This is a genomic window from Pseudomonas sp. S32, from assembly GCF_016648095.1.
Lineage (GTDB): Bacteria > Pseudomonadota > Gammaproteobacteria > Pseudomonadales > Pseudomonadaceae > Aquipseudomonas > Aquipseudomonas parafulva.
The window spans coordinates 1-16,658 of record NZ_JACVVF010000020.1 but is presented as its reverse complement, the minus strand read 5'-3'; the positions used below and the strand labels follow the sequence as shown (position 1 = coordinate 16,658).

Here is a 16,658-nt window from a genome sequence, read left to right as displayed (position 1 = left end):
CGGTGGCCCAGGTCAAACGTATCCGCCGCAATGTCAGCGGCATCATTCTGCTGGACAAGCCTTTGGGCTTTACGTCCAACGCCGCCTTGCAGAAGGTGCGCTGGTTGCTCAATGCCGAGAAGGCCGGCCACACCGGCAGCCTCGATCCCCTGGCAACCGGTGTGCTGCCGCTGTGCTTTGGCGAAGCCACCAAGTTTTCGCAGTACTTGCTCGATTCCGACAAGGGCTACGAAACCGTCATGCAGATGGGCCAGACTACCAACACCGGCGACGCCGAAGGTGAGGTACTGCAGACCCGCGAGGTGACCGTTGGTCGTGCCGATATCGAAGGCGTGCTGCCGCGTTTTCGTGGGCCGATCAGCCAGATACCGCCGATGTACTCGGCGCTCAAGCGTGACGGGCAACCCCTTTACAAGCTGGCACGTGCAGGAGAGGTAGTGGAGCGCGAGGCGCGTTCTGTTACTATTGGCCGGCTTGAGTTGCTCGAGTGCGAAGGCACCCGTGCACGGCTGAGCGTAGGTTGCAGCAAGGGCACTTATATCCGCACCCTGGTGGAGGATATCGGTGAGGCCCTGGGTTGCGGTGCCTATGTCGCCGAACTGCGCAGGACCCAGGCCGGGCCGTTTGCCCTGGCCCAGACGGTAACCCTCGAGCAGCTCGAACAGGCCCACGCCGAAGGCGGTAACGAAGCGCTCGACCGCTTCCTGATGCCATCGGACAGCGGCCTGCTGGACTGGCCATTGGTGTGCTTGTCCGAGCACAGCGCGTTCTACTGGCTGCACGGCCAGGCAGTACGCGCTCCGGACGCGCCACAATTCGGCATGGTCCGGGTACAGGATCACAATGCCCGCTTCATCGGTATCGGTGAGGTGAGCGAAGACGGGCGCATTGCGCCGCGTCGGCTGATTCGGTCGGAATGACCGAAACCACAGGCCAGGGCATGTGCCCGAACCTGCGGAACCGAGGTTGGCTGTCAGTAGGCACGGTCACACCTCTTTTATTGATACAGGGAGCAGTCCCTGGCCTATTGGAACCCGTTCGCGGGGTCCGTTTAATCAGGAGAAGCCTCATGGCCCTCAGCGTTGAAGAAAAAGCTAAGATCGTTGCCGAACACCAGCAAGCCGCCGGCGATACCGGTAGCCCGGAAGTGCAGGTTGCTCTGCTGACCGCCAACATCAACAAGCTGCAAGGCCACTTCAAGGCCAACGACAAAGACCACCACTCCCGTCGTGGTCTGATTCGTATGGTTAACCAGCGTCGTAAGCTGCTGGACTACCTGAAGGGCAAAGACACCACCCGTTACAGCGCGCTGATCGCTCGCCTGGGCCTGCGTCGTTAATAACGGCCTGGTTGGTGGTGTGCATGGCGTGCCGCAGGCCTCGGCAAGGCTGTTGTCCAGCCTTGCCGAGGGGCACGCCGTGCGTATATTCGAGGTTGGCAGCCTGGCAATGCTGAGCGGTTATCCGCTTGGCGCCAGGCTCCCAGCCTCGTGTTGTATCTGGACGGTCGACGGGGCCGATTCCCCCTGCTGCCCAAGCATTCGCAAGAAACCAGTTCCCCCAAGAGCCACTGAAGAAGGTAGGAAACCGTGAACCCGGTAATCAAGACATTCCAGTTCGGTCAATCGACCGTTACTCTCGAAACGGGCCGCATTGCCCGTCAGGCAACCGGCGCCGTGCTGGTTACCGTCGACAACGACGTCACCGTGCTGGTGACCGTGGTCGGTGCCAAGCAAGCCGACCCAGGCAAGGGCTTCTTCCCGCTCTCGGTTCACTACCAGGAAAAGACTTACGCCGCTGGCAAGATCCCAGGCGGTTTCTTCAAGCGTGAAGGCCGTCCTTCCGAGAAAGAAACCCTGACTTCGCGTCTGATCGACCGTCCGATCCGTCCGCTGTTCCCGGAAGGCTTCATGAACGAAGTGCAGGTTGTCTGCACCGTGGTTTCCACCAGCAAGAAGACCGACCCGGACATCGCTGCGATGATCGGTACCTCGGCTGCCCTGGCCATTTCCGGCATTCCGTTCGAAGGCCCGATCGGCGCTGCCCGCGTTGCTTTCCATGAGAGCACCGGCTACCTGCTGAACCCGACCTACGAGCAACTGGCCGCCTCGAGCCTGGACATGGTCGTTGCTGGTACCTCCGATGCCGTACTGATGGTTGAGTCGGAAGCCCAAGAGCTGACCGAAGACCAGATGCTGGGCGCCGTCCTGTTCGCCCACGACGAATTCCAGGCTGTGATCCAGGCAGTCAAGGAGCTGGCTGCAGAAGCCGGCAAGCCGACCTGGGACTGGAAACCTGCGGTTGCCAACACTGCACTGCTCAATGCCATCCGCGCCGAATTCGGCGAAGCGGTTTCGCAGGGTTACACCATCACCGTCAAGGCCGACCGCTATGCGCGCCTGGGTGAGCTGCGTGACCAGGCTGTGGCCAAGTTCTCCGGTGAAGAAGGCCAGCCTTCGGCGTCTGAAGTAAAAGACATCTTCGGCGAAATCGAATACCGCACCGTCCGCGAGAACATCGTCAACGGCAAGCCACGCATCGACGGCCGCGACACCAAGACCGTGCGCCCGCTGAACATCGAAGTTGGCGTGCTGCCGAAAACTCACGGTTCGGCGCTGTTCACCCGTGGCGAAACCCAGGCCCTGGTCGTTGCCACGTTGGGTACTGCCCGTGACGCCCAGCTGCTGGATACCCTCGAAGGCGAGAAAAAAGACCCCTTCATGCTGCACTACAACTTCCCGCCGTTCTCGGTAGGTGAGTGTGGCCGCATGGGCGGTGCTGGCCGTCGTGAAATCGGCCACGGCCGCCTGGCCCGTCGTTCGGTTCAGGCCATGTTGCCTGCTGCTGACGTGTTCCCGTACACCATCCGTGTGGTTTCGGAAATCACCGAGTCCAACGGTTCCAGCTCCATGGCGTCGGTCTGCGGTGCCTCCCTGGCCCTGATGGACGCCGGTGTGCCGATGAAGGCGCCGGTTGCCGGTATCGCCATGGGCCTGGTCAAGGAAGGCGAGAAGTTCGCCATTCTGACCGACATCCTGGGCGACGAAGACCACCTGGGTGACATGGACTTCAAGGTAGCCGGTACCGCCAAAGGCGTTACTGCGCTGCAGATGGACATCAAGATCAACGGCATCACCGAAGAGATCATGGAAATCGCCCTGGGCCAGGCCCTGGAAGCTCGCCTGAATATCCTCGGCCAGATGAACCAGATCATTGGCCAGTCGCGCACCGAACTGTCGGCCAACGCCCCGACCATGATCGCGATGAAGATCGACACCGACAAGATCCGTGACGTCATCGGTAAAGGCGGCGCCACCATCCGCGCTATCTGCGAAGAGACCAAGGCTTCGATCGATATCGAAGACGATGGCTCGATCAAGATCTTCGGCGAAACCAAGGAAGCGGCAGAAGCGGCCAAGCAGCGCGTCCTGGGTATCACGGCCGAGGCCGAGATCGGCAAGATCTACGTGGGCAAGGTTGAGCGCATCGTCGACTTCGGCGCGTTCGTGAACATCCTGCCTGGTAAGGACGGTCTGGTTCACATCTCGATGCTGAGCGATGCCCGGGTCGAGAAAGTGACCGACATCCTCAAGGAAGGCCAGGAAGTTGAAGTACTGGTACTGGACGTGGATAACCGCGGCCGTATCAAGCTGTCGATCAAAGACGTGGCTGCGGCAAAAGCCTCCGGCGTCTGAGTAGCGACAACGCAGTAGAAGAGGGCCCCGATCGGGGCCCTTTTTTTATGGCCGCTACGGAACCTTTAGCGGACTTGCATCTTGCATGCAGTTTTATCGTGCAGATTGCAGAATGCACGATCCAGGTAACCTGTTACTTTATGTAAGTGATTGATATATAAGCAGAAATAACAAATCTGAAAGCTGGCACAGCCCCTGCAACCAGTCTCGTATCTGCCGCCAGGACACAGGGCGCAGACCTTTCGAAAAACAGGAGTGACTCACATGAAGAAGTTCGCCATCGCTGCCGCTACTGCTACCGCTCTGACCCTGACCATGGCTAACGCCGCTTTCGCAGCCCAGGCCACTCAAGCGCCAATGATGCTTGCAGCTGGTGAGGCTACCAAAGCCAAAGAGGCTACCTCTGACACTTGGATCACTACCAAAGTGAAGAGCGACCTGCTGACCGAGAAAGGCATCCCAGGTAGCGACATCAAAGTCGAAACCAACAAAGGTGTTGTGTCGCTGTCTTCGGACGTTGCTATCACTGAAGCCCAAAAAACCACAGCGGTAACGCTGACCAAGAAAATCAAAGGCGTCAAAGCAGTCTCCGCTGACGGCCTGAAAGCAGAATAAGGATTGTCCCGCTGGCCAAATGGATTTGGCCAAACAAAAAATCCGATACCAGCTGCTGGTATCGGATTTTTTTTGCCTGCTTGGTTTACGGTCTAGTTGGCCAATCCGTTACTCCGCATCCAGATGCAGCGGTGTCACAACCCGCCCATCCTGCTCCGGCTTGCCAAGGCTGGTATCAATGAAATACACCCGGTCATCTTGCAGCTTGCCCTTGTCCACCAGGTAATCCTTGATACTGCTGGCTCGCTCCTGGCCCAACGTGCGCAGTAATGCGGTGCTTTCCGACCACGACTTGATCACCGCCTCGCGCAGCCGTGCCGCCCGCTCGTCACGCCCAAGCTGTTCCCACTCGGCGGGTGGCTGCTGTTTCAGGCGGGTGCGGTAGATGCCTTCAAGCATTGCCGGCTTGTCGCCATCGTCTACCGTCAGCATCGAGGCGTTGGCCGGTACCTTGTCGCCGCGCCGCTGCAGGATCTTGTACCAGGTTGCCTGGTACTCACGCTCCAGGCGCTGCTGGGCAATCAACGGCCCGTCACTGGCCTGGGCGCTGGTACCCTCGATCTCAAGGCGCAGCTCGGGGCGCTTTTTCAACGCTTCTGCCAGCTTGTCCAGCGACGCCTGGGCATCACCGCCCAATTCGCTGGAGCCGGGTGCGAAGGCCACGGTGCCGAGGTCTTGCGAACCGCCGCCGGCGATCAGCCCGCCGATGAACTTGAACGGCGCTTGGGCCGCGCGCAGCACCAGGTTACGCAGGGTCTGCCAGACGATGGGCATTACACTGAACTGTGGGTTGTTCAGGTCGCCCGACACCGGCAGCTCGATGGAAATCTTGCCCTGGGTGTCTTTCAAAAGCGCTACCGCCAGCCGGATTGGCAGGTCGACGGCATCCGGGCTGTCGACCTTCTCCCCAAGCTGCAATTGCTCCACGACCACCTTGTTCTCGGCCTTCAGCTGGCCCTTGGTGATCAGGTAGTGCAGGTCCAGGTTCAGCCGGCCCTTGCGAATGCGATAGCCCGCGAACTTGCCTGAGTAGGGGGTGAGGGTGGTCAACTCCACGCGCTTGAAGCTGGTGGCGATATCCAGGCTTGCGAGTGGATCGAACGGGTTGAGGGCACCTTTGATGGTAACCGGTGCGTAGCGGTCGACCTTGCCCTGGACTTCCACCTTGGCCGGCAGCGGTTTACGGTTATCAATGGTGCCAATTTGCCCGTTCAGCTGTTGCGCAGCCGTGGCGAAGTTGGGCGTGAGGGAGAGGTCGGCGAAATTCGCCGAACCGTCGTTGATCACGATCTGGCCAATATGCACACCCAGCGGCTTGTTGCCGTTGCTGGCAGCAGCAGGCTTGGCCTGTACCGTCGCCGGGGCGCTGGCTGGCTGTGGAATCAGCAGGTCGTTGATATTGGTGGTGCGGTCCTCGTTGATGATGAAGCGCGCATAAGGCTGTTGCAGCGTGACCTTGTCGATCGACAGCGCATCACCGTGCACGTAAGAGAGCCCATCTACGTCGACTTCTTGCCATTTCACGAAGTCACGGCTCTTGATGGTGTCCAGCGTGTGCAACTGGCTCACCTGCGCCTTGCCCGTGACCGTCAAGGCCAGCGGGGCAGTGTTCTTCAGATCCACCTTAAGGTCGCTGGCAAGCATGCCGCTGCGCAGCTCCAGCAGGATGTAAGGGCTGATGTAGGCTTGCGCAAGGCGCAGGTCGATATCGTGGGTGTTCACGTCCAGTTTTGCCCATACCGGCGCCAGGTTCACCTGCCCGCTGGCCTGCAGCTTGCCTTGCTTGCCGACCCCGGTGTCGAGCCTGACCTTGAAGGGCGTCTTGTTGAGGCTGTCGAACCCTTGCAAGTCGGCATTGAGCGGGCCTAGGTCGAGGGCCACCGGTTCCTTCTGGGTGCGGTCGGCCAGGTGTACCAGGTAATTGCGCAACTGCACGTCCTTCAGAAGCACCTGCCAAGGCGTGCTGGGCTGGGTAGCGGCCGGCTGTTCAGGGGCTGGCCCGGCAGCCGCCGGTTCGGCCTTTTCCTTGGGCGTGGCCTTGGCCGGCTGGCTGGCGAACAGCGTTTGCCAGTCGAGCTGGCCGTTCTTTTCCAGGGCGGCCCAGGTTTCCAGCTTGTCGCTGCGGACCTTGCCAACGGTCACCCGCTGCTTGACCAGGTCGACTGTGGTTTCACTCAATTCCAGGTTGGCCAGGCGCGCCAAGGGGCGCCCATCGGGGGCCTTGATGGCGAACGGTGCAATCCGCAGCGAGGCGTTTTCCAGCACCAACTCGGTCTTTTTTGCCAGGTTCAGGCGGTAGTGCGTATTCAGGCTCAGCTTGCCGTCCTCGAGCACAAGTGGCACAGCATCGCGCACATAAGGCCAGAACAACTTCATCTTGCCATCGGTGACCTTCAATGTGCCTTCGGAAGCGATGGGGGACAGGCTGAGGGTACCTTGCCAATCGATGCGTCCGCCGTTGGGGCCGTTCGCAACCAAGGTCATGTCGGCATTGTCGTCGGGCAGGGTGCTGAGGTTCTTCAGCTCCAGGTTCATGTTGTCGTAGAGAAACTCGATGGGCTCGCTTGGGCGCTGGTCCTCGAAGCGCAGGTAGCCTTGTTCAAGCTTGATGCTGCCGATACGCAGTGGGAATGGCTTGCCCGGTGGGTCATCTGCCTTGGCGCTGCTGGGGGGTAGCTTGAACAGGCGCGCCAGGTTGAGCGTGCCGTCCTTGGCGAACAGCACCTCGTTGCGCAGCTTGGCCAGTTCCACTGCCTCCAGGTGCAGGGCGCCGGTCCACAGGCTGTCCAGTGACAGGTTGGCGTAGAGTTTCTCGAAGGCCAGCTGTTCCTTGCCCGGTTCACCGATCTGCAGGCCCCACAGGGTCAGTTCCAGGCTGAACGGGTTGAATTCGACCCGCTGAAGGTGCGCCGGTACGGTGGCGTATTGGGCCAGCTGTTGATTGGCGATACGCAGGGCTACACCGGGGAGGATGAAGAAGCCGAGCAGGCTGTAGAGGGCGACCAAGGCCAGCAGTGCGCCAACGGCGCGCATCAATCCTTTGTACATGTATCGCTTCGTCTGTGCGGGCAGGGGGTGGTTGGAGTATGGCACGTTAAATCAGTTCCGCTGAGCGGGCGGCAGCGCTTACTCAATGCCCATGCGCCTGCGGGCGCGGTGGGCCGAGCCATCGCGCATCGCCCAGCGCAGCACTGGCGCGGTGCGTTGCAGGCCCAGCCGGATCATGCGCTGCTGCAAGGGGCCGTGCCCCAGGCCCAGTAATTGCTGCGCCCAGACAGGCAGCAGGTCGATACCCGCGTGCAGCATCAGCTTGCCCACCGGCTGTGCCAGGCGGCTAGGGGCCGGGGCATCGAGCAGGATGCTGACCACCTCGTGGCTGCGTGCATCGCAGCTGAGCTGAGGGCGCATGTGCTGGAGATAATCCTCCACCTGCAGGCACGTGCGTGGTACGTCGCGGGCCCCCAGGCGTTCGGCGACCAGTGCGATTTCGCCGTAGTACGCGTCCTGGTCAGCAACTGACAGGTGCGGGTCACGGTAGCGCAGGTGCGCCGCCAGAAAGCTGCTCACTTCGGCCACGTGCACCCAGGTCAGCAATTGTGGGTCGCTGGCGGCGTAAGGGCGGCCATCAGGCGCATGGCCTGTGACCTGCAGGTGAATCTGGCGCACCTTCTCTATCAGCCATTCGGCATCGGCGGTGGCACCGAACGTAGTGCCAGAAATGAACTGGCTGGTGCGCCGCAGCCGGCCCAGCAAGTCATGACGGAAATTGGAATGGTCCCACACGCCGGCCAGCGCAAGAGGGTGCAGCAATTGCAGCATCAGGGCGCTGATACCGCCCACCAGCATGCTCGGGAAGTCGCCATGCACCCGCCAGCAGAGGCTGTGCGGGCCGAACAGGCCAGGGTCGCCCTTGGGCGACTCCAGGTCGAGCTGGCCCAAAGCCAGCCCGGTAAGGCTCATGACCTGTTTTTCAATGCGGCGGCGTAAGGCTTCCATGGCGACCTGGGGTGCAGGGCGGCCAGGTGGCCGCCGGTTACTGGTTGAGACGGGTGTCGATCAAGCCCTGTACAACGCCAGGGTCGGCCAGGGTGGAGGTATCCCCCAGGCTATCCAGTTCGTTGCAGGCGATCTTGCGCAGTATACGCCGCATGATCTTGCCCGAGCGGGTCTTGGGCAGTGCGGGTGCCCACTGGATCAACTCGGGCCTTGCGAAGCTGCCGATCTCCTTGCTGACCAATGCCAGCAGTTCTGCCTTCAATGCATCACTCGGTGTAACCCCGTTCATGGTAGTGACGAAGGCATAAACGCCCTGGCCCTTGAGGTCATGGGGGTAGCCGACCACGGCGGCTTCGGCAACGCTGTCATGCAGCACCAGCGCGCTCTCCACCTCGGCGGTGCCAATGCGGTGCCCCGAGACGTTGATCACATCATCGATACGCCCGGTGATCCAGAAGTCACCGTCGGCGTCGCGGCGGGCGCCGTCGCCGGTGAAGTAGTAACCCGGCATCGGTTTGAAGTAGGTCTCGACCATGCGTGTGTGGTCGCCGTAGACGCTGCGGATTTGCGCCGGCCAGCTGGCCTTGATGACCAGCAGGCCCGCCCCGGGCCCTTCGATGACCTGGCCCTGCTCATCCAGCAGCACAGGTTGCACGCCGAACATGGGCTGGGTGGCGCAACCGGGTTTGAGGGTGGGGTTGCCGGGCAGCGGGGTAAGCATGATGCCGCCGGTCTCGGTTTGCCACCACGTGTCGACGATGGGGCAGCGCTGCTGCCCGACTTCCTCGAAGTACCACTGCCAGGCCTCCGGGTTGATCGGCTCGCCAACGGTACCCAGCAGCCGCAGGCTCTGGCGTGAGGTGCCTTGCAATGGCGCTGAGCCTTCGCGCATCAGGGCGCGCAAGGCCGTAGGCGCGGTATAGAAGATATTCACCTGGTGCTTGTCCACCACCTGCCAGAACCGTGAGCTGTCCGGGTAGTTGGGCACGCCTTCATACATCAGCGAAATGGCACCGTTGGCCAGTGGTCCATAGACAATGTAGCTGTGACCGGTCACCCAGCCGACATCGGCCGTGCACCAGAACACCTCGCCGTCGCGGTAATCGAACACCACCTTGAAGGTCAGGGCCGCCTGCAGCAGATAGCCGGCGGTGGTATGCAGTACACCCTTGGGCTTACCCGTACTGCCGGAGGTGTAGAGGATGAACAGTGGGTCCTCGGCATCCATGGCTTCGGGCTGGCAGTGGTCTCCGGCGTGCTCGGTCGCCTGGTGGTACCAGAGGTCACGGCCCTCGCTCCAGTCAACCTTACCCCCCGTGCGCCGCACCACCACCACTGTGCCTACGTCGGGGCAACTGGCCAGGGCCTTGTCGACGTTGTGTTTCAGGGGGATGCGTTTGCCACCGCGTACGCCTTCGTCGGCGGTGATGACGGTGCGGCAGTCGGCATCCAGAATACGGTCACGCAATGCATCCGGGGAAAAGCCGCCGAATACCACCGAGTGCACTGCGCCGATGCGCGTACAGGCCAGCATGGCAAAGGCCGCCTCAGGGATCATGGGCATATAGATGCAGATGCGGTCGCCCTTTTTCACGCCGCGCGCTTTCAAGGCATTGGCCAGGCGGCACACGTGCAGGTGCAGTTCGCGGTAGGTGATGGCCTTGGCATCGGCCGGGTCGTCACCCTCCCACAGCAGGGCCGTCTGATCCCCGCGCTGGGCCAGGTGGCGATCAATGCAGTTGTAGCTGACGTTGAGCTGGCCGCCTGCAAACCACCAGGCATCGCCTGTGTTCAGGTCGCACTGCTGCACCTGTTGCCAGGGTTTGATCCAGTGCAGGCGCTTGGCTTGTTCGGCCCAGAAGGTGTCTGGGTCGTCGACCGACTGGCGGTAGAGGCGGCGGTAGTCGTCTGGGGATAAAGCGGCTGCCTGGCTGACGGCCAGGGCTTGTGGGTATTTGCGCAGATCGAACATGGCGGTGGTCCTGCTCTTGTAAGGGGCGATGGACGGCAACGGCTATTCGATAAGACAGTGTAGTGGAAGGGGGTGTTCAACCTGCTCCCACCGGTTGCAACACACAGCTACAAAAGCCTGTGGGATACCGGTGGGAACGGGTGGGTACAGGTAGGGACTAGCCGCGATGGCGGCCGCGGAAGTAGTTGATCAGCCCCTGAGTGGAGCCATCGTCAGCGGTGGTTTCAGTGCTGCCGACCAAGCGCTCGTAAACACCCTTGCCCAACTCTTTACCCAGCTCCACGCCCCACTGGTCGAAGGCGTTGATACCCCAGACCACGCTCTGCACGAACACCTTGTGCTCGTACATGGCTACCAGCGCACCCAGGCGGCGAGGGCTGATGCGTTCGACCACCAAGGTGTTGCTTGGGCGGTTGCCCGGGATGACCTTGTGTGGCGCCAGTTTGGCGATGTCTGCTTCGTCCATGCCCTTGGCTCGCAGTTCTGCTTCGGCTTCTTCACGGGTTTTGCCGAGCATCAGGGCCTGACTCTGGGACAGGCAGTTGGCGTACAGCCATTGATGATGGTCGGCGACCGGGTTGAAGCTCACCACCGGGACAATGAAATCGGCGGGGATCAAATGGGTGCCCTGGTGCAGCAACTGGTGATAGGCATGCTGGCCGTTGCAACCCACACCACCCCAGATCACCGGGCCGGTTTCGGTCTTCACCGGTGAGCCGTCCTGCAGCACGCTCTTGCCGTTGGACTCCATGTCCAGCTGCTGCAGGTGCTTGGTGATGTTACGCAGGTAGTGGTCGTACGGCAGGATCGCATGGCTGCTGGCGCCCCAGAAGTTGCCGTACCAAACGCCAAGCAAGGCCAGCAGCACCGGCATGTTCTTCTCGAACGGCGCGGTCTGGAAATGCTGGTCCATGGTGTAGGCGCCAGACAGCAGTTCCTTGAAGTTGGCGGTGCCGATGGCCAGTGCAATGGGCAGGCCGATGGCCGACCACAGTGAATAACGCCCACCCACCCAGTCCCACATCGGGAAGATGTTTTCTTCCCGGATACCGAAGGCCACGGCCGCAGCCTTGTTGCTGGATACGGCGATGAAGTGGCGATAGAGCTCGGCTTCCGAGCCGCCCTGGGCCAGGTACCAGGTACGCGCCGCCATGGCGTTTTTCAAGGTTTCCAGCGTATTGAACGACTTGGACGAGACGATGAACAGGGTGGTTTCGGCGCGCAGGCTGGCCGACAGCTCGTGGAATTCGCTGCCGTCGATATTGGCCAGGTAATGGCAGCGTACCCCCCGCTGGGCATAGGGCAGCAGTGCTTCGGACACCAGCTCCGGGCCGAGGAAGGAGCCACCGATACCGATGTTGACCACATCGGTGATCGGTTTTTCGCTGTAGCCGCGCCACAGGCCGTCGTGGATGCGGCCGACCAGTTCGGTGATCTGGTTGAGCACTTTGTGCACTTCCGGCATGACGTTCACGCCGTTGACGCTCAGCTTGTCGCCGACCGGGCGGCGCAGTGCGGTGTGCAACACCGGGCGGCCTTCGGATGCGTTGATGATCTCGCCATTGAACATCGAGGTGATGGCGTCCTGCAGGCCCACTTCCTTGGCCAGGTTCACCAGCAGGTCGCGGGTTTGCTCGGTGATCAGGTTTTTCGAGTAGTCCAGGAACAGGCCACAGGAGCTCAGGGAAAACTGCTCGAAACGCTGGGGATCGGCGGCGAATGCCTCACGCATGCTGAAACCTTGCATGGCATCGCGGTGTTGCTGAAGCGCCTGCCAGGCGGGCAGGGCCGTGACATCGTGTGGGTTACGGTAATACGCCATTGCGCGGGGTCCCTTGTGCATTGTGTTGCCTTGGACACGGCAGTCATTGCCGCGTTCAGACTGGCACCATTATAGGCAAAGGCCTCGCGCAGGGAATGGGTATCACCGGGGGATTTGGATGAAGCTTTTGCAGGGCCGGCAGCGCGTCAGGGCGGCTGTAGGAAAGGCCTTACCCAGATGTAAGGCCAATCCGAAAAGACACCTACGCGGTTTTGTCTTCAACATGCAGGTAGAGGTTATCGATCAGCCGGGTTGTGCCCAGGTAAGCGGCGGCGATCAGCACCAGGTCGCGGTCATCGGGCAGCGCCGGGCGCAGGCTCACGGCATGACGCACTTCCAGGTAGTCCGGCCGCAGGCCGGCCGCGTTCAATTGCGCTTGCCCGTCGGCTGTCAGCGTCGCGAAATCGCGCTGGCCACGCGCGATGGCCGCGCCCAGGTGCTGCAGAACACGGTACAGGGCGGGGGCTTGCGCCCGCTGCTCCGGTGTGAGGTAGCCATTGCGTGAGGACAGTGCCAGGCCATCCTCGGCGCGTACGGTTGGCTGGCCGATGATCTGGATCGGCATGTTCAGGTCGCGGACCATGGCGCGTATCACCGCCAACTGCTGGTAGTCCTTTTCGCCGAAAACAGCGAGGTCCGGCTGCACCATGTTGAACAGCTTGCTGACCACGGTGGCCACACCTTCGAAGTGGCCTGGCCGGCTGGCGCCGCACAGGCCTTTGGACAGCTGCGGTACGCTGACCCGGGTCTGCACGCTGGCGCCGTCGGGGTACATTTCCTGAACGGCTGGGGCGAACAGCAGGTTGCAACCCGATTCCACCAGCAGTTGCTGGTCTGCAGCCAAGGTGCGCGGGTACGTGTCCAGGTCTTCATTGGCGCCGAATTGCAGCGGGTTGACGAAGATGCTCGCCACCACGAAGTCGGCGCACTGCGCGGCCTTTACCACCAGCGCGGCGTGGCCACTGTGCAGGTTGCCCATGGTGGGCACGAACCCGACACGCTTGCCTTCGCTGCGGGCCCTGGCCACGGCTGCGCGCAGTTCGCGAACGGTCTTGACTGTATTCATGCGCTGAACCCGTGTTCGCTGGCTGGGAAGCTGACCTGTTTGACTGCCTGCACATAGGCTGCAAGGGCGCTGTCGATATCTGGCTGGCCGTGCATGAAGTTTTTCACGAACCTGGCCACCCGGCCACTGAGCGACAACCCCAGCATATCGTGCAGCACCAGCACCTGCCCGTCAGTGGCGCTGCCCGCACCAATGCCGATAACCGGCACGCCGGCGGCCTGGGTGATCTGCGCAGCCAGTTCGCTGGGCACGCACTCGAGCAACAGCATGGCGGCGCCTGCCTGCTCCAGGGCTTTGGCATCGGCCCGCAGTTGGGCCGCCTGGGCTTCCTGACGGCCTTGCACTTTGTAGCCGCCCAGAACGTTGACGGTCTGCGGCGTCAGGCCCAGGTGGGCGCACACCGGCACGCCCCGTTGGGCCAGCTGGGTGATGGTTTCGGCCAGCCATGCGGCGCCCTCGATCTTGACCATATGCGCACCGGCCTGCATCAGGGCGGCGCTGTTGGTAAAGGCCGCTTCCGGGGTGGCATGTGCCATGAACGGAAGGTCGGCAAGGATCAGCGCGCCGTGGTTGCCCCGCTTCACGCAGGCTGTGTGGTAGGCCATGTCTGCGGTGCTGACCGGCAGGGTGCTGTCGTGGCCTTGCAGGACCATGCCAAGGGAGTCGCCCACCAGCAGCACTTCGACACCGGCCTGGCTGGCGGCCTTGGCGAACGTCGCGTCGTAGCAGGTCAGCATGGTGATTTTTTCACCCTTGGCTTTGAGCCCATTGAGGGTGGAAAGGGTTACTTCAGGCATGTAGAAAATTCCTCGTTCAGGCGCTGTGGGAAACGACTGCGTTCAACCTGTGTAGTCATTTTCCGGAGCGGCACATCATCGCGTGTGATGTTCGGGCACAGGTCCGTCCGGGCCTAGATACGGGTTTATACGGGTGCGCGGCATCAGGGTGCCACACGGGACGCCTATAGTCGTGAGCGAGGTGGGGGAAGTCAATCACCCTGTTACCGCATTGTTACGATCAGGGTGTTACTGGCGTTACCGGGCCGCGTATGGGCGGCGAAGGGTAATGATTACAGGCGTTCCAGACCCGCGTACGGGCACGCCTCAAGCAGTTGTGCGAGGCGGCGGCCATCGGCCAGCTGAAAATCGGCGGGTACCAGCTCAGCCAAGGGGTACAGCACGAAAGGCCGTGCATGCATATGGTAGTGGGGTACTTGCAGGCGCGGCAGGTCGAGCACCTGGTCGCCGAACAGCAGGATATCCAGGTCCAGCGTACGCGGGCCCCAGCGTTCCTTGCGTACGCGGCCCTGGTCGTTCTCGATGGCCTGCAACGCATCGAGCAGGGCCAGGGGCGCCAGGGCAGTGTCCAGCGCGGCAACGGCGTTGGTGTAACGCGGCTGGCCAGGCAGCAAGGAGTCGCTGGTGTACAACGCCGAGGCCGAGACCAGGCGGCTTGTCGCGATCTCGCCAAGTGCCTGCAACGCACTGCGCAACTGGTGTGCGGGTGCGTCCAGGTTACTGCCCAGGCCGATGTAGGCGCGAACTGTCACTCGAATGCCTCTTCGCCACCACGCTTGCGTTTGCTGCCGCTACGTTTGCGTTTGCGCGTACCGCCGGCTTCGTCCCGGCTGCCAAGGTCGCGGATCATGTCGCGACGTTCGCTGTCGTTGGCGTCCTGGTAGTCAGTCCACCACTGGCCGAGCTCGTCGGTTTCTTCACCGGCACTTTCCCGCAGCAGCAGGAAGTCGTAACCGGCGCGGAAGCGTGGGTTGTCCAGCAGCATGTCGGCACGCTTGCCACTGCGTCGCGGCAGGCGCTCCTGCATGTCCCAGATTTCGCGAATAGGCAGGGTGAAGCGCTTGGGGATGGCAATGCGCGCGCACTGCTCGGCGATCAGGTCGTGGGCCGCGCCGTTCATGGCCGGAATAGGCGGCACACCCTGGCTTTGCAGGTGCAGTACACGGGCTGGCAGGGCAGGCCACAACAGTGCGGCGAACAGGAACGCCGGGGTGACCGGTTTGCCTTGTTTGACGCGCAGGTCGGTATTGTTGAGTGCCTGGCTGATCAGCGTGTGGGTGTAGGTGGGGCGTTCGTCCAAGGCATGCGCGCTGGCAGGGAACAGCGGCTCGAACAGCTGCAGGTCTACCAGCATTTCAAAGGCGAGCGCGCCGTGGCCGGACAGGAACAGCTTCAGGCATTCTTCGAACAGGCGCGCTGGCGGGATTTCCCGCAGCAGCGGAGCCAGTTCGCGGATAGGCTGCACCGTGTGTTTTTCGATGCCGAAGTCGAGCTTGGCTGCGAAGCGCACAGCACGCAGCATGCGTACAGGGTCTTCCTGGTAGCGATGGGTGGGGTCGCCGATCAGGCGCAACAGGCGATTGCGCACATCGTGCACGCCGTTGGCGTAGTCCAGGATGCGCTCGCTGACCGGGTCGTAGTACAAGGCATTGATGGTGAAGTCGCGGCGCTGCGCGTCTTCCTCCAGGGTGCCGTATACGTTGTCGCGCAGAATGCGGCCGTTGGCGTTATGCGACGAACGGTGGCTGTCACCCTGGTCATCCTCGGAGTGCGGCGCACGGAACGTGGCGACCTCGATGATTTCACGGCCGAAGTGCACGTGAACCAGCTTGAAACGCCGGCCGATGATGCGCGCATTGCGGAACTCGGCCCGCACCTGCTCGGGCGTGGCGCTGGTAGCGACGTCGAAGTCTTTGGGTGTGATGCCCAGCATCAGGTCGCGGACACAGCCACCCACCAGGTAAGCCTGGTAGCCGGCGCTTTGCAGGCGCTCCACGATATTGACCGCGTGGCGACTGAACTGGTGGCGCTGCAGCGAATGCTGGCTCTTGTTGATCACCTCAGGCGTGGTGCGCCTGTGATGCTGGCCCGTCACGGGCGGGCGGAACGACTGGAACAGCTTCTTCAGCATGGGATGCACTGTTTGAAGGAATGTTCGGCCAAGGATAAGAGAATGGCCGCATGATGGGCGGGGATTCTAGCATTTACTGACGGGATGGTGTAGGCGGTCGCAGAATGCCTGCCAGAAGGGTAGAAACGACAAGGGGAGCCTAAGCTCCCCAAGAAGTCGTTGCGTGCTCTTATTGTTTTTGTACGGGCTTCTTGTTTTTGTTGAGTGCCCTGCCATCAAGCTCGAAGCTTGTGGACCACCCCCAAACCAGGGGTAAAGAGCAAACGGATTGCTTTGGTCGCTGATGCCATGTTGATCTGTCAATCCAATCAGTTCAGGCGCTGCTTTTTAGTGCAGTTTTTGTTGTTCTCTGCCTGATCGTGGGGCAAGCCCCAAACATCCATCCTCTCCAAAAGAATCAGTTAGCTGCGCCTCCGCCGTCTTGTTCTTATTGTGCGTGAGCCGTTTCGTCTTGTTCTTATTGTGGGTTGCAGTGCTTGTTATTGTTTTTGTACTAAGCATATAGCAGAAGCCGTGCCAACTTTGGCAGCGCCAGTAAATACGGGGGTTTGGGGTTATTGCGGGG

The 16,658-nt window shown here is 61.6% G+C and carries 12 protein-coding genes; 4 read left to right on the top strand and 8 right to left on the bottom strand.

Annotated elements, in window-relative coordinates:
- Nucleotides 1-2 precede the first annotated feature (2 nt).
- The 4 genes from truB (at nucleotide 3) to IAE38_RS12995 (ending at nucleotide 4,309) form a co-directional block, all read left to right on the top strand.
- Nucleotides 3-920, top strand: coding sequence for a tRNA pseudouridine(55) synthase TruB (gene truB / locus IAE38_RS13010; protein WP_028632619.1), 918 nt, complete (start codon nucleotides 3-5; stop codon nucleotides 918-920).
- A gap of 149 nt (nucleotides 921-1,069) precedes the next feature.
- Entirely contained in the window at nucleotides 1,070-1,339 is a 270-nt protein-coding gene (rpsO, locus tag IAE38_RS13005) for a 30S ribosomal protein S15 (RefSeq protein ID WP_023533188.1), read from the top strand.
- A gap of 249 nt (nucleotides 1,340-1,588) precedes the next feature.
- The gene (pnp, locus tag IAE38_RS13000; RefSeq protein WP_028632618.1) at nucleotides 1,589-3,694 is read left to right on the top strand and encodes a polyribonucleotide nucleotidyltransferase; all 2,106 of its coding nucleotides are present in this window, start codon (nucleotides 1,589-1,591) and stop codon (nucleotides 3,692-3,694) included.
- A gap of 264 nt (nucleotides 3,695-3,958) precedes the next feature.
- The gene (locus IAE38_RS12995) at nucleotides 3,959-4,309 is read left to right on the top strand and encodes a BON domain-containing protein (protein ID WP_201163607.1); all 351 of its coding nucleotides are present in this window, start codon (nucleotides 3,959-3,961) and stop codon (nucleotides 4,307-4,309) included.
- A 108-nt stretch (nucleotides 4,310-4,417) separates the two neighbouring features.
- On the opposite strand, the gene IAE38_RS12990 is transcribed toward IAE38_RS12995, so the two are convergent.
- The 8 genes from IAE38_RS12990 to IAE38_RS12955 form a co-directional block, all read right to left on the bottom strand.
- Nucleotides 4,418-7,357, bottom strand: a complete 2,940-nt coding sequence (locus IAE38_RS12990) for a DUF748 domain-containing protein (protein ID WP_201217890.1) — start codon at nucleotides 7,355-7,357, stop codon at nucleotides 4,418-4,420.
- Nucleotides 7,358-7,435: 78 nt separating this feature from the next.
- Nucleotides 7,436-8,305, bottom strand: a complete 870-nt coding sequence (locus tag IAE38_RS12985; RefSeq protein ID WP_201217888.1) for an oxygenase MpaB family protein — start codon at nucleotides 8,303-8,305, stop codon at nucleotides 7,436-7,438.
- A gap of 37 nt (nucleotides 8,306-8,342) precedes the next feature.
- Nucleotides 8,343-10,277: an acetate--CoA ligase gene (gene acs, locus IAE38_RS12980; protein ID WP_201217886.1), complete on the bottom strand. Its 1,935-nt coding sequence runs from the start codon at nucleotides 10,275-10,277 to the stop codon at nucleotides 8,343-8,345.
- Nucleotides 10,278-10,434: 157 nt separating this feature from the next.
- Nucleotides 10,435-12,099 (bottom strand): glucose-6-phosphate isomerase, encoded by a 1,665-nt coding sequence (gene pgi / locus IAE38_RS12975; RefSeq protein ID WP_028632613.1) that lies wholly within the window; start codon nucleotides 12,097-12,099, stop codon nucleotides 10,435-10,437.
- 202 nt (nucleotides 12,100-12,301) lie between these two features.
- Complete coding sequence (panC, locus tag IAE38_RS12970) at nucleotides 12,302-13,165, bottom strand: pantoate--beta-alanine ligase (RefSeq protein WP_201217884.1); 864 nt, start codon at nucleotides 13,163-13,165, stop codon at nucleotides 12,302-12,304.
- On the bottom strand, nucleotides 13,162-13,962 hold the full coding sequence (gene panB, locus IAE38_RS12965; protein ID WP_201163602.1) for a 3-methyl-2-oxobutanoate hydroxymethyltransferase: 801 nt from the start codon (nucleotides 13,960-13,962) through the stop codon (nucleotides 13,162-13,164). Before panB ends, panC begins: the two co-directional genes overlap by 4 nt.
- Before the next feature lie 272 nt (nucleotides 13,963-14,234).
- Complete coding sequence (folK, locus tag IAE38_RS12960; RefSeq protein WP_028632610.1) at nucleotides 14,235-14,714, bottom strand: 2-amino-4-hydroxy-6-hydroxymethyldihydropteridine diphosphokinase; 480 nt, start codon at nucleotides 14,712-14,714, stop codon at nucleotides 14,235-14,237.
- On the bottom strand, nucleotides 14,711-16,093 hold the full coding sequence (locus IAE38_RS12955; protein ID WP_201217882.1) for a polynucleotide adenylyltransferase PcnB: 1,383 nt from the start codon (nucleotides 16,091-16,093) through the stop codon (nucleotides 14,711-14,713). The genes folK and IAE38_RS12955 overlap by 4 nt, the downstream gene beginning before the upstream one ends.
- Nucleotides 16,094-16,658 lie beyond the last annotated feature (565 nt).

What these genes read in the sequence shown, in the direction of transcription:
- rpsO (WP_023533188.1), top strand. Translation starts at nt 1,070, where the DNA reads ATGGCCCTCAGCGTTGAAGAAAAAGCTAAGATCGTTGCCGAACACCAG.
- IAE38_RS12995 (WP_201163607.1), top strand. Translation starts at nt 3,959, where the DNA reads ATGAAGAAGTTCGCCATCGCTGCCGCTACTGCTACCGCTCTGACCCTG.
- IAE38_RS12990 (WP_201217890.1), bottom strand. Translation starts at nt 7,357, where the DNA reads ATGTACAAAGGATTGATGCGCGCCGTTGGCGCACTGCTGGCCTTGGTC.
- IAE38_RS12985 (WP_201217888.1), bottom strand. Translation starts at nt 8,305, where the DNA reads ATGGAAGCCTTACGCCGCCGCATTGAAAAACAGGTCATGAGCCTTACC.
- acs (WP_201217886.1), bottom strand. Translation starts at nt 10,277, where the DNA reads ATGTTCGATCTGCGCAAATACCCACAAGCCCTGGCCGTCAGCCAGGCA.
- pgi (WP_028632613.1), bottom strand. Translation starts at nt 12,099, where the DNA reads ATGGCGTATTACCGTAACCCACACGATGTCACGGCCCTGCCCGCCTGG.
- panC (WP_201217884.1), bottom strand. Translation starts at nt 13,165, where the DNA reads ATGAATACAGTCAAGACCGTTCGCGAACTGCGCGCAGCCGTGGCCAGG.
- panB (WP_201163602.1), bottom strand. Translation starts at nt 13,962, where the DNA reads ATGCCTGAAGTAACCCTTTCCACCCTCAATGGGCTCAAAGCCAAGGGT.
- IAE38_RS12955 (WP_201217882.1), bottom strand. Translation starts at nt 16,093, where the DNA reads ATGCTGAAGAAGCTGTTCCAGTCGTTCCGCCCGCCCGTGACGGGCCAG.